Annotated in this window: 12 protein-coding genes; 4 read left to right on the plus strand and 8 right to left on the minus strand. The window is 65.6% G+C overall.

Annotated features, from left to right (window positions below; genetic code table 11):
* Nucleotides 1-109 precede the first annotated feature (109 nt).
* From Q8S30_RS12795 to Q8S30_RS12810, 4 genes are all read right to left on the minus strand, one after another.
* Nucleotides 110-1,201 (minus strand): Hint domain-containing protein, encoded by a 1,092-nt coding sequence (locus tag Q8S30_RS12795; RefSeq protein WP_305666397.1) that lies wholly within the window; start codon nt 1,199-1,201, stop codon nt 110-112.
* A 109-nt stretch (nt 1,202-1,310) separates the two neighbouring features.
* A complete protein-coding gene (locus Q8S30_RS12800; RefSeq protein ID WP_305666398.1) occupies nt 1,311-2,252 on the minus strand; it encodes a lipid A-modifier LpxR family protein in 942 nt (313 codons plus the stop codon).
* Between the two features lie 148 nt (nt 2,253-2,400).
* Entirely contained in the window at nt 2,401-2,583 is a 183-nt protein-coding gene (locus Q8S30_RS12805) for a hypothetical protein (RefSeq protein ID WP_305666399.1), read from the minus strand.
* A gap of 9 nt (nt 2,584-2,592) precedes the next feature.
* Complete coding sequence (locus tag Q8S30_RS12810; RefSeq protein ID WP_305666400.1) at nt 2,593-2,829, minus strand: Lrp/AsnC family transcriptional regulator; 237 nt, start codon at nt 2,827-2,829, stop codon at nt 2,593-2,595.
* Nucleotides 2,830-2,924: 95 nt separating this feature from the next.
* Between Q8S30_RS12810 and Q8S30_RS12815 the strand changes: the two genes are divergently transcribed.
* Nucleotides 2,925-3,248, plus strand: coding sequence for a YnfA family protein (locus tag Q8S30_RS12815; protein WP_305666401.1), 324 nt, complete (start codon nt 2,925-2,927; stop codon nt 3,246-3,248).
* Between the two features lie 3 nt (nt 3,249-3,251).
* Here Q8S30_RS12815 and Q8S30_RS12820 read toward each other — a convergent pair whose 3' ends face one another.
* The 4 genes from Q8S30_RS12820 to Q8S30_RS12835 all read right to left on the minus strand — a co-directional run bounded on the left by Q8S30_RS12820 (nt 3,252) and on the right by Q8S30_RS12835 (nt 8,084).
* Entirely contained in the window at nt 3,252-4,781 is a 1,530-nt protein-coding gene (locus tag Q8S30_RS12820; RefSeq protein WP_305666402.1) for an ATP-dependent RecD-like DNA helicase, read from the minus strand.
* Between the two features lie 177 nt (nt 4,782-4,958).
* On the minus strand, nt 4,959-6,164 hold the full coding sequence (locus Q8S30_RS12825; protein WP_305666403.1) for a DUF3644 domain-containing protein: 1,206 nt from the start codon (nt 6,162-6,164) through the stop codon (nt 4,959-4,961).
* A 141-nt stretch (nt 6,165-6,305) separates the two neighbouring features.
* Entirely contained in the window at nt 6,306-7,598 is a 1,293-nt protein-coding gene (ccrA, locus tag Q8S30_RS12830) for a crotonyl-CoA carboxylase/reductase (protein ID WP_305666404.1), read from the minus strand.
* Between the two features lie 168 nt (nt 7,599-7,766).
* Nucleotides 7,767-8,084 carry a hypothetical protein gene (locus Q8S30_RS12835; protein WP_305666405.1) on the minus strand — a complete coding sequence of 106 codons (318 nt, stop codon included), beginning with the start codon at nt 8,082-8,084 and terminating at the stop codon, nt 7,767-7,769.
* Between the two features lie 242 nt (nt 8,085-8,326).
* On the opposite strand from Q8S30_RS12835, the gene Q8S30_RS12840 reads away from it, so the two are divergent.
* From Q8S30_RS12840 to Q8S30_RS12850, 3 genes are all read left to right on the plus strand, one after another.
* Nucleotides 8,327-10,297, plus strand: coding sequence for a protein meaA (locus Q8S30_RS12840; RefSeq protein ID WP_305666406.1), 1,971 nt, complete (start codon nt 8,327-8,329; stop codon nt 10,295-10,297).
* A gap of 205 nt (nt 10,298-10,502) precedes the next feature.
* Nucleotides 10,503-11,849, plus strand: a complete 1,347-nt coding sequence (gene aroA, locus Q8S30_RS12845) for a 3-phosphoshikimate 1-carboxyvinyltransferase (protein WP_305666407.1) — start codon at nt 10,503-10,505, stop codon at nt 11,847-11,849.
* A gap of 14 nt (nt 11,850-11,863) precedes the next feature.
* Complete coding sequence (locus tag Q8S30_RS12850; RefSeq protein ID WP_305666408.1) at nt 11,864-12,469, plus strand: d(CMP) kinase; 606 nt, start codon at nt 11,864-11,866, stop codon at nt 12,467-12,469.
* The last annotated feature ends 1 nt before the right edge of the window (nt 12,470 follow it).

Raw genomic sequence — 12,470 nt, forward strand, 5'->3', positions numbered from 1 at the left:
CCCTGCGGCTCGCGCCTTCGGGCAACCGTCGCGGGCGGCTTGCCACTGGCAAGCCGCCTGATCGCGCCGGGGCGCCTAACCTACAAGCCGCTTCGCCTAGGGCAATCGTCTAGGCCGCCTCATGCCGCAAGATCGCCGCCTCCGGCGCGCTCAGGTTACGGCGGGCGTAGTCGCCATAGCTGCGGGGGTCGGCCTCCACCTGCGGCAGCAGCGCGGCGAGGCCGCGGCGTTGCACCGGGTCCAGCATGTCCAGCGCGGCATTGGCGGGATGGAAGCTCTCCGTCTCCAGCCCGTTGGCGCGGATGATCTGGTGGCGCTCCAGCAGCAGGTGCACATAGGTCACCTCGCGCAGGCTATGATCCACATGCACCCGGCAATCGTCGATCATGTCGCCTGCCGCCACCAGCACCTCGGGCGTATTGAACAGGGCCAGTGCCGCCGGGCCGCGCAGCAGCATCCGGTGGCGGGGCGAGACGATCAGGTCACCGTCCGGCCTATCTTCCCCCATCGCTCCCCGCCGGATGCGGATCGGCCGCAGCTCGGGCATCGCGTAAAGCCGCGCGCCGGTCATCCGCCGGCTGCCGGTCCAGATCACCTGCTGCGCGCCGTCATCGCGGGTCCAGAGCCGGTCTCCAGCGCGGATCTGCTCCACCGGGCGGGGGCCTTGCGGGGTATCGACCAGCGTGCCGGTGGTGAAGCAGATCACCCCCGCTTCGGAGCGCGGCCCGCGGGTCAGCGCCTCGGCCCCGTCCAGCGTGCGGTTCACCACCCACAGCTCGCGCCCCGGGGGCGGCATCTCTCCGGTGACCATCAGCAGGCGCGCCGCGCTGCCCTCCACCGCGATCACCGTCACCTGCCAGGCCATCAGCCCGTCGGTGACGACGAACCCCTGCTCCGGCACGCCGGCATCGCCATAGGGACTGGTTTCGACTTGCGTATCAGGGTCGCTCTCAGGGGCGGCACCAAAGCCCGCCGCACCGATCAGCCGCCGCACCGCGCGCGCGGCCCGTCTGCGAAGGTCTGCCTCCCCCTCGGCACTGTGCAGGACCAAAAGCCCGGCCGGTCCGTCCACCCGCACCGCCTCGCCCCACCAGCGCCACTGCGCGCCGACAATCAACGAGGGAAGCGGCGCGGCGCGAATGCCGTCCAGTTCCGTCTGCGACCAAGAGATGACAAACGTGCCCGATGTGCCCGTTCTCATGACTCGTATTACCTGCCGTCGTCGTTTTTTGTTTTCGGCCTTAGGGCCGTTATATCAGAATGTTAGCACGCGTTCTTCATGTTGGAAAGCGCCCGTGCCTTCCGCAACGTCAAAAGTTCATCCGCAACCGCATCGATCCCACGACCTGCCCCTCGGGCTGGTCCTCGAACTCCTCCGACAGCCAGGTCGCGCCGTAGAACAGGCCCATCCGCTCGCCGCGAACCTGCATCCCGGCGCGCACCCGGAAGCGGTTCTCCTCGGGTTCGGGATCGTTGCCGCCGCCGTTCAGATAGACGCTGTCCGCGACATAGGCCGCGTCGCCTCCCAACACGAAGCTGGCCCCCGGCTCGGAATGGCCCGAGATCGAGACATAGCGCTGCCCGGTCACGGTATCGCGCGACCACAGCGCCCCGCGCTCGATCTGGCCGAAGTTGAGGTCGGCGCCGACGCGCACCAGCGTCTCATCCCCGACCCGCGCCTCGGCGAAGGGGCGCAGCTCGGCATGGTCGCCAAGGGGATAGGTCCGGCCAAGCTCGCCCGACAGCGTCGGCACGATGCGGTTGCCGATCTGGTCATCGACCACGCTGACGGCGGGCGCCGACACCTGCTCATGCAGCCAGTCATGCACGCTGCCGACGCCCGTCTGCGGCCCCATCGCCACCAGATCGAGCCCGGCCGTCGCCTCGGCCGTGCCAAGCGCGAAATGGGTGTGAAGGCCGAAGGACAGGACACCCGCATAGCGGCGGTCCCATTCGGGCGGGGTGGACAGCTCCGAAGGCGCGATGATCTCTGACCGCAGGCGGAATTCCAGCAGACTGCCCGGCCGGGTCGGCAGCATGCCATCCCACATCGGGCCGCGCAGGATGCTCATCTGATAGCCCCCGGTGCGCCAGCGATCCTCGCCATCGCCCAGATAGTCGTTGGTGAACATCCGGCCGATGCCGAGCGTCATCCGCTCCTGCGCTGCCAGCGGCGCACCCGCCACCAGAAGCGCACCGAAAAGCGCCGCGCGCGTGAAAGCGCCGCAAAGCGCCTTGGGGGATCTGCTCATCCCGACCTCATATGTTCACTGCCTGTTGACGGTTTTCCGCCATTACACCTTTTGTAGCGGCCAAGTCACAAGTGCGCTAGTGCAACTCGGCCACAGGGGCGGCAGAAGCGGGGTTTGGGGCCGATTACGACAATTATAGGGCGAGGTTCTAGAGATCGGGGTGCAGGGGAACGTCTGGCCTGACTCGCTTGGCGATTTCGCCCGGCCTGGCGTAGAGCGTCTGGCTCTCTTTCGCATTCGGGATGAACGCGACGATCGTCACTGCGGACTCCTGCGGGATCCAGTCGCCGGAAAAGCAGCACATGACCATTCCCGGCTCGCTTCGGCCCATGGTTCTTCCTCAAAACGCTTTGAATGTCATCGTCGTCAGCGTCCGGCTGATCCCCGGAATGTCGAACAGCGCCTCGTTCAGCCAATGGCCCACATCCGCCTCATCCGGGATATAGACCTTGGCGATCAGGTCATATTCGCCCGAGGTGGAATACAGCTCGCTCACCACCTCGCGGGCATAGATCGCGTCGGCCACCTCATAGGTCTTGCCGGACTGGCAGCGGAACTGAACGAAAACACAGCGCATGGGAGGCCTCCATTTTGGGCCCAGACTAGGGGCAGGAGCGCGCAACGGGAAGGGGGCGTCTGGACAAGACTGCGCCGCGCCGACAGTCTGCGCCCATGACCGCGATCCCCCTCTATCTGTTTGCCGCGTTGGCCGAGATTGCCGGCTGCTTCGCGCTGTGGTCGGTACTGCGGCTGGACCGCTCGCCGCTGTGGCTGCTGCCCGGAACCGCGGCACTGCTGGCCTTTGCCGCCGCGCTGGCCTTCAGCCCGGCCGATCATGCCGGGCGCGCCTATGCGGCCTATGGCGGGGTCTATGTCGCGGCCTCGGTCGCGTGGCTGGCGCTGGTGGAACGGCAGAGGCCGGACCTGTGGGATCTGGCCGGCACCGCGCTTTGCCTTGCCGGCGCCGCGCTGATCCTCTGGGGGCCGCGCGGCTAGGCCCTACTCCTCCTCCCGCAGCAACGCCAGCGGCGCCGGGTTCTGCGGCAGGTCCTCCACCGTCAGCCCGGCCACGGGCCGCGACAGCCGGTTGCGCACCACCCACAGCAGCCGCTTCTCGGCCCGGGTGATCGCCACATAGGCCAGCCGCTTCCACAGCGGGATCCCCGCCTCCGACCGTCCGGCCCGATAGGCCGCATAGAGGTCCGGCGCAAACACCTGCACGTTCTCCCATTGCGAGCCCTGCGCCTTGTGGATCGTCACCGCCGCGCCATGCAGGAAGGCCGCCCCCATCCGCGCGGCATAGGGAATGAACGGCTCCTCCTCATCCGGCAGCTCGATCTTGATGATCGACGCGGCGGAAACCTGCGGCTCCTCCGCCCCGATCACATGGATGCGGCTGAAGCCCGGCTTCTTGCCCGGCCCCAGATAGATTACCTGCGCGCCCTTTATGAGGCCCCGCGCCTCGAGGTCGATGCGCTTCTTGCGGTGCTTCAGCGGCAATTCGATCCCGTCGCAGATCAGCGGCTCCCCCGGCAGCAGCGCATCCATCGGCGCGCCAAAGGCCCCGCGAAACGCCTGGATCAGCCGGATCCGCGTCTGGTTACGCCAGACCAGCACCGGCGAGCGGGCCATAAGATCGCTCTCTACCCGCTCGGCCCAGACCACGCGGGGGTCGCGCTTCGCCGCCTCCTCCACCATCCGCTCGAACCGCTCGAAGGTCAGGCTCTCGTCGGCCAGCGCATGGGCAAGGTCCAGGATCGGGTTGTCGCCCTCCTGCCGGTGGATGCGGTGCAGCTCCAGCCGCTGGCCCTCGGGCAGTCGGTCGAAGGCCATCGCGCCCGACTGGTTCACCGGGGCCAGCTGCGCCGGATCGCCGAACATCACCAGAGTCGGGAAAATCTCTTTCAGGTCATCGAACTGCCGGTCATCGAGCATCGAGCATTCGTCGATGAGCCCAATGTCCAGGGGATCCTCGCGCCGCTTCCAGCCCAGGATGAAGTCCGATCCGCGCAGGCCCGCACTCGCCAGCGCCCCCGGCACCGATTTCACCTGCTCATAGAAGGCCTTCGCCCGGTCCAACGCGGTATCGCTCAGCCCCTCGACCACGGGCCGCTCGCCGCCATTCGCCAGCCATTCGGCGATGCGCTCATATTCCGGGTCATAGACCGGGGTATAGAGGATGCGGTGAATCGTCGTCGCCGGCACGCCGCGGTTGCGCAACACGCTCGCCGCCTTGTTGGTCGGCGCCAGAATCGCCAGCGTGCGCCGGTCCTTGCGGCGCTTGCCCTCGTAATCGCCCGAGATGATGTCGACGCCCGCCTCATCCAGCGCCTTGGTCAGCTCCGCCAGCAGCATGGTCTTGCCCGACCCGGCCTTGCCCACCACCGCCATGATGGTGCGCGGCGCGCCCTCTTCCACCCGGTCGGTGGAGCCACCCACGATATCGACCCCCGCCCCCTCCAGCGCTTCGGCCAGACGGTCCCAGGCTTCGGCCTGATCGGAGGAGAAGGTAAGGGCGGGCACGGTCATCGGCGGCGACCCTAGCGAAGGGCGGGGGGGGGCGCCAGAGGCGGCGCGCCCCCAGCCAGACCCGCGCCCTTCCCCCCTCTTCTTTGTCCAAATATCCCGGGGGGAGCGGCCAAAGGCCGCCGGGGGGCAGCGCCCCCCTCTTGCCCGGACAAACCAAGCCGCTGACGCTCCGAAAGACTATCGATACTTATTTTCTTCGGCCTGACAGTAATCGAGGACTTGGTCCACCCATCGATCAAACCATACCCAGTTGCCGTAGTCCCCTACACAGCCATACCCCTTACCCTCCTTACGAGCATCCAGTGTTTTCCATAGCTGAGTGTGGTGATGGAGCGAGAACTTGGGAAAGCCAGCCTCCTGCACTTTCTGCACCACCTTGGCTGGGGGATACCGATTTTTGTTAACCTCTTTGAGGATGATCTTCTCTATCTCGCCAGCTTCAGCACTGCCAGAGGAGACGATTTGAACAGCCACATCCGCGGCGCCTGCCTTCTTGGCAGTCATTGGCACGAACCCGTAGGTCATGCGATAGGCAGGGTCCTTTAGCTGCTCCTCAGTGAGGCCATGCTCGAAGGCATCTATTACCGCCTCGACATGCTTTGGTAACCCCGAGGCCTTCTTCAGGGCAGAGCGCTGTTCGGATCCGAACGACACGAACTGCAACGCGAGGGGCAAACGCCGCTCTAGGCCATACTGAATGCCGAACTCCTTTTTCATTGCCTCATTGAAATTCAAGGCGCACGATTGGAGCTTTGCTCCGAGCGCGTCATCGATCCGACTCGTAGAGCGATGCTCAATCTCATGACGGATTTCGATCAGGAACTCGAGGTTCGTCCTTGCACCTTCAGTCAAGGGACACTTCGCCTGCTTCAGGCAGTGGCCCAGCTCCCAATACTTATCAGCGCCCTCCTTCGTTTTCTGGCCTGAGTATCTATAGTCGACGCCTTCTCGCCTGAACCAAGCGTGCAGCAAATAGGTCCACGCAATGATTGCCGTGACAATGAACAGTTCCGCACGGAAAGTAAGGCCCGCTGAGTTGAAGGTTTGTACCGCTGCGATCATGGCTTCTCTCGCCTTGATAAGCAGTTCATCTCCGCGAACACTCAGGCCAGTGTCATGATCGATGTCTGGCCACGTCGATAGGAAGGTATCGAGATCATCATCGCTGGCGGCCTTGATCGCTTTGTGCTTTGCCTCTATCCTTATCTCCCCGATCAGGCGATGGTTCACTGATCGGGTCGGTCGAGTAAAATATGCAAGTATATCTTGATCGTTGGTGAACGGAGCACCACGCGCAATCATGGCCTTCACAATTGCGACTTCCCAATTCTCGAGCGTGTTTCCGCGACGCCGTGTCTTCTTCTTAATCTCTTCTTGCGCCATACGCAGCCCCTCTCAAAATAATAAAGCGACAGATTACTAGGAAAGAAAAGCTCTATCAGCGCAACAGATTAATTTGCATCGAGTCACACAGAAACGCCCGCCCCTCCCCGGGACGGGCGCTCCACACTCCCTACCGCTGCCTTACGCCAGACGCCCCGCCTCCAGCGCATCCTCGAAGGTCCGCAGCCCGGCGCGCGGGCTCTGCACCAGCACCGCCATGTTCCCCGGCTTGTGCTGGTTGCGCAGCATCTTCATATGCGCGCCCGGGATCTCGTCCCAGGGGAACACTTCGGACATGCACGGATCCAGCCGCCGCTCCAGCATCAGCTTGTTCGCCGCCGCCGCCTGCTTGAGGTTGGCGAAGTGGCTGCCCTGCACCCGCTTCTGATGCATCCACAGATAGCGCACGTCGAAGGTCAGGTTGAACCCGGTCGTGCCGGCGCAGATCACCACCATGCCGCCGCGCTTCACCACGAAGACCGACACCGGGAAGGTCGCCTCGCCCGGATGCTCGAACACCATGTCGACATTGTTGCCCTTGCCGGTGATCTCCCAGATCGCCGCCCCGAACTTGCGCGCCTCCTTGAACCAGGTCGCATATTCCGGCGTGCCGACCTTGGGCATCTGGCCCCAGCAGGTGAAATCCTTGCGGTTGATCACGCCCTTGGCGCCAAGGCCCATGACGAACTCGCGCTTGTCCTCCTCGGAAATCACGCCGATCGCATTCGCCCCTGCCGCATTGATCAGCTGGATCGCATAGGAGCCAAGCCCCCCCGACGCGCCCCAGACCAGCACATTGTCGCCGGGCTTGAGGATATGCGGGCGGTGCCCGAACAGCATCCGGTAGGCGGTGGCCAGCGTCAGCGTATAGCAGGCGCTCTCCTCCCAGGTCAGGTGCCGCGGGCGGTGCATCAGTTGCTGCGCCTGCACACGGGTGAACTGCGCGAAGCTGCCGTCCGGCGTCTCATAGCCCCAGATCCGCTGGCTGGGCGAGAACATCGGATCCCCCCCGTTGCACTCTTCATCGTCGCCATCGTCCTGGTTGCAGTGGATGACGACCTCATCCCCCACCTTCCAGCGCTTCACCTTGTCGCCGACCTTCCACACGATGCCCGAGGCATCGGACCCGGCAATGTGATAGGGTGCCTTGTGGCCGTCGAACGGGCTGATCGGAATGCCAAGACCGGCCCAGATTCCGTTGTAATTGACGCCCGCGGCCATCACCAGAACCAGCACCTCGTGGCTGTCGATCTCGGGCGTGTCCACCACCTCGACCAGCATCGATTTGTCCGGCTCGCCATGCCGCTCGCGCCGGATCGCCCAGGCATACATCTGCTTGGGCACATGCCCCAGCGGAGGCATCTCGCCGATCTCGTAAAGGTCCTTCTCGGGCGCGTCATAGGGCGCAATCTCGGTCTGGGTATCAAGAGCCATGACAGTACTCCTTGGCCGAAACAGGTGTGCCGCAGCGCAGAATCGCGCGGCCTCATGCAGCAGGAAATACGTTTGGCCGCGCAACAATGCAATATGGAACGTTACGTTTTTGTAATTTTATGACCATCAGGCCGGGCCCCACGCCCGGCCCGTGGCCCCCGCAACCCCTCAGTTATAGGTGAACGTCCCCACCTCGCAGACGTTGACATCGCCCTTCATCAGCTCGTCACCATCGTCGAAAATCGCCAGAAGGTCATATTTGCAATAGCCGGTGCCATCATCGATGTTGATCATCACCGACGATCCCGAGGGCAGCACATCCGGCCCGAGGATGTCCTCCTGCCAGTCGCTGGTGCCGGTGTTGGAGGCATAGAACTCCACGATCGTGTAGCCGGTGTTGTTGACGATCTGCACGCGGCGATCGAGCGCGGCGGCAGGGAAGGCAGAGGCCGCGCAGAACGCGCCGGCAATCGTAAGGGACAGCAAAGACCGAGAAAGCATGAAAGAACCTGTTGGTTACAAGACCGACGCCAAATCCCGCCGGCATCACCAGACTGTGATCGGCCTTTGGCGCTTTGCAACCAAAATCCCCAGCCGCAGCGCGGCGCCGCCCTGCCGCAGCGCGGCGAATTGACAGCGACACATTCTTTCGCCTATCACCATTTTCAGCGCAACTATCTTGCCAGGCCACCCAGCTTGGATTCCCCGCCCCGGATTCGGAGAGCAGCATGACCGACACCGCCCTTCCCCGCGACAAGCCCTGGCTGTTCCGCACCTATGCCGGCCATTCCACCGCCACCAAGTCCAACGCGCTCTACCGCGCCAACCTTGCCAAGGGGCAGACCGGCCTGTCGGTCGCCTTCGATCTGCCCACCCAGACCGGCTATGACAGCGATCACGAACTGGCGCGGGGCGAGGTCGGCAAGGTCGGCGTGCCGGTGGCGCATCTGGGCGACATGCGGGCGCTGTTCGCCGATATCCCGCTCGACAAGATGAACACCTCGATGACCATCAACGCCACCGCGCCCTGGCTCCTGTCGCTCTATATCGCGGTAGCCGAGGAGCAAGACGCCGATGTCTCTGCCCTGCAGGGCACCGTGCAGAATGACCTCGTGAAGGAATACCTCAGCCGCGGCACCTATATCTGCCCGCCCAAGCCCAGCCTGGCGATGATCACCGATGTCGCCGCCTATACCGCCGTGCATCTGCCCAAATGGAACCCGATGAACGTGTGTTCCTACCACCTGCAAGAGGCCGGCGCGACGCCCGAGCAGGAGCTGGCCTTTGCCCTCGCAACCGGCGTGGCGGTGCTGGACGATCTGAAGGGCAAGGTGCCCGAGGCGGAGTTTCCGGCCATGGTCGGCCGCATCAGCTTTTTCGTGAATGCCGGCATCCGCTTCGTCACCGAACTGTGCAAGATGCGCGCCTTCACCGAGCTCTGGGATGAGATCTGCCTGACCCGCTATGGCATCGAGGATGAGAAATTCCGCCGCTTCCGCTATGGCGTGCAGGTCAACAGCCTCGGCCTGACCGAGCAGCAACCCGAAAACAACGTCTACCGGATCCTGATCGAGATGCTGGCGGTGACGCTGTCAAAGAACGCCCGCGCCCGCGCCGTGCAGTTGCCCGCCTGGAACGAGGCGCTTGGCCTGCCCCGCCCCTGGGACCAGCAATGGTCGCTCAGGATGCAACAGATCCTGGCCTATGAAACCGACCTTCTGGAATATGGGGACCTCTTCGACGGCAACCCGGTGATCGCGGCACGGGTCGAGGCGCTGAAGGACGGCGCCCGCGCCGAACTCGCGACGCTCGATGCCATGGGCGGCGCCATTGCCGCCATCGACTACATGAAGGCGCGGCTGGTCGAATCGAACGCCTCCCGCATCGGCCGGGTGGAGACGGGCGAGACCGTCGTGGTCGGCGTCAACCGCTGGCAGCAGGGCGAGCCCTCGCCGCTGGTCGACAGCGAAGGCGGGATCATGACGGTGGACCCGGCGGTGGAGCAGGATCAGGTCAATCGGCTGGCAGAGTGGCGCGCGGCCCGCGACGGCGCGGCGGTGGCGGCAGCACTGGCCGACCTGCGCGCAGCGGCCAGCGCCGGGCAGAACATCATGCCGGCCTCGGTCGCCGCCGCCAAGGCCGGCGCCACCACCGGCGAATGGGCCGGCGTGATGCGGCAGGTGCATGGCGAGTATCGCGGCCCGACCGGCGTGTCGCGCAGCCCGTCGAACCGCACCGAAGGGCTGGAGCCGATCCGCGAGGCCGTCGATGCAGTCTCCTCGAAGCTCGGCCGCCGGCTGACCTTCCTGGTCGGCAAGCCGGGCCTTGATGGCCATTCCAACGGCGCCGAACAGATCGCCTTCCGCGCCCGCGATTGCGGGATGGAGATCAGCTATGACGGCATCCGCCTGACCCCTGCGCAGATCGTGGAAGCGGCGGTGGAACGGCAGGCGCATGTGGTGGGCCTGTCGATCCTGTCCGGAAGCCACCTGCCGCTGATCGCCGAAGTGCTGGAGCGGATGCAGGCGGCGGGCCTTGGCCATGTGCCGCTGGTCGTGGGCGGGATCATCCCGGATGAGGATGCGGCCGCCCTGCTCGCGCAGGGCGTGGCCCGGGTCTACACGCCGAAGGATTTCGAGCTGAACCGGATCATGATGGATATTGTGGCGCTGGCGGAGCCATCAGCCGCCGCAGCGTAGCGCCCTTGGCCGGCCGCCGGGGGCCGTCTGCCCCCGGACCCCCGAGGATATTTGGAAAAAAGCAAGGGGGGGGGGCGGAGTGCCTGAGAGTTTCGCTATACATATGATATATGTATAGGTTCTGTATGGCTTCCATATGCCGCGATGGACGGGGCTTGCCGCTTGCGGTATCACCCCGGGCGCAGACCTGCCAAGGAGCCCGCCCATGTCCGGCCACGCCGCCCCGATCCCGATGACCGCCCGCAGATCCGGCCCGCTGACCGGCACCGCCGAAGTGCCCGGCGACAAGTCGATCAGCCACAGGGCATTGATTCTGGGCGCTTTGTCGGTGGGCGAGACGGTGGTGACCGGCCTTCTGGAAGGCCAGGACGTGCTCGACACAGCCAGTGCCATGCGCGCCTTCGGGGCCGAGGTGGTGCGGCATGGCGAGGGCCACTGGACCGTCAACGGCGTCGGCGTCGGCGGCTTCGCGGAACCCCTTGATATCATTGACTGCGGCAACTCCGGCACCGGCGTTCGGCTGATCATGGGCTGCATGGCGACAACTCCGATGACGGTGACCTTCACCGGCGACGCCAGCTTGCGCAAACGGCCGATGGCGCGGGTGACGGACCCTCTTTCACTCTTCGGAACAAAGGCTTACGGACGCTCAGGTGGCCGCCTGCCGATGACGGTGGTAGGCGCCGCCGATCCGGTACCGGTGCGCTACCGCGTGCCGGTCCCCTCGGCGCAGGTGAAGTCGGCGGTGCTGCTGGCGGGGCTGAATGCGCCGGGCGAGACGGTGGTGATCGAGGCGGAACCCACCCGCGACCATTCTGAGAGGATGCTCAAGGGCTTCGGGGCCGATCTTCATGTAGAGGACACGGCCGAGGGTCGGGTGATCACCCTTGTCGGCCAGCCGGAACTGCGCGCCCAGACCGTTGCGGTGCCGCGCGATCCCTCCTCGGCGGCCTTCCCGGTTTGCGCGGCGCTGATTGTGGAGAATTCCGACATTCTGGTGCCTGGTGTCAGCCAGAACCTGACCCGGAATGGTCTTTATACGACATTGGTGGAGATGGGCGCCGATATCGAGTTCGGCAATCCGCGCGAAGAGGGCGGCGAGCCGGTGGCGGACCTGCGCGTGCGCTTTTCGGCCCTGACCGGGATCGAGGTTCCAGCGGAGCGGGCGGCCAGCATGATCGACGAGTTTCCGGTGCTGTCGGTGGTTGCCGCCTTTGCGGAAGGCACGACAATCATGCGCGGAGTCAAGGAGTTGCGCGTCAAGGAGAGCGACCGCATCGACGCGATGGCGCGGGGGCTGGAGGCCTGCGGCGTGCGGATCGAGGAGGATGAGGACACGCTGATCGTGCATGGCATGGGCCCCGGCGGCGTGCCCGGCGGCGCGACCTGCGCGACGCATATCGACCACCGGATTGCGATGAGCTTCCTTGTGCTGGGGCTCGCCAGCCGCAAGCCGGTGCGCGTGGATGATGCCAGCCCGATTGCCACCTCGTTCCCCGCCTTCGAGACCCTGATGGCGGACCTCGGCGCCCGCATCGAGCGCAGCAACTAGACCGCGGGGGCCGCATGATCTTTACCGTGGCGATCGACGGGCCGGCTGCGGCGGGCAAGGGGACCATCGGCCGCGCGGTGGCGGAGCGGTTCGGGTTTGCGCATCTGGATACCGGGTTGCTGTATCGGGCGGTGGGGGCGAAGGTGGCCGAGGGGGCTGACCCTGTCGCTGCCTGCGCGTTAACTCCCGAGGACCTCGCCCGCGGCGATCTGCGCAGCGCCGAGGCCGGGCAGGCCGCCAGCCGGGTTGCGGCGATTCCCGCGGTGCGGGCGGCGTTGCTGAACTTTCAGCGGCGCTTTTCCCGGCGCGAGGGCGGCGCGGTGCTGGACGGGCGCGATATCGGCACGGTGATCTGCCCCGAGGCGGAGGTGAAGCTCTATGTCACCGCCAGTGCCGAGGTGCGGGCCGGGCGGCGCTGGCAGGAACTGGGCGGCGAGGCGGCGCCCCTGCCCTATCAAGCCGTGCTGGCCGAGGTGGTCGAGCGGGACGCCCGCGACATGGGGCGCGCCGATGCGCCGCTGAAACCCGCCGCCGATGCGCTGGTTCTGGACACCTCGGAGTTGAGCATTGCCGAGGCGGTGGGCCGGGCGGTGGCGGCGGTGCAGGACAGGCTCGGCTGAG

It is taken from the genome of Frigidibacter sp. (assembly GCF_030695035.1).
Taxonomy (GTDB): Bacteria; Pseudomonadota; Alphaproteobacteria; order Rhodobacterales; family Rhodobacteraceae; genus Frigidibacter.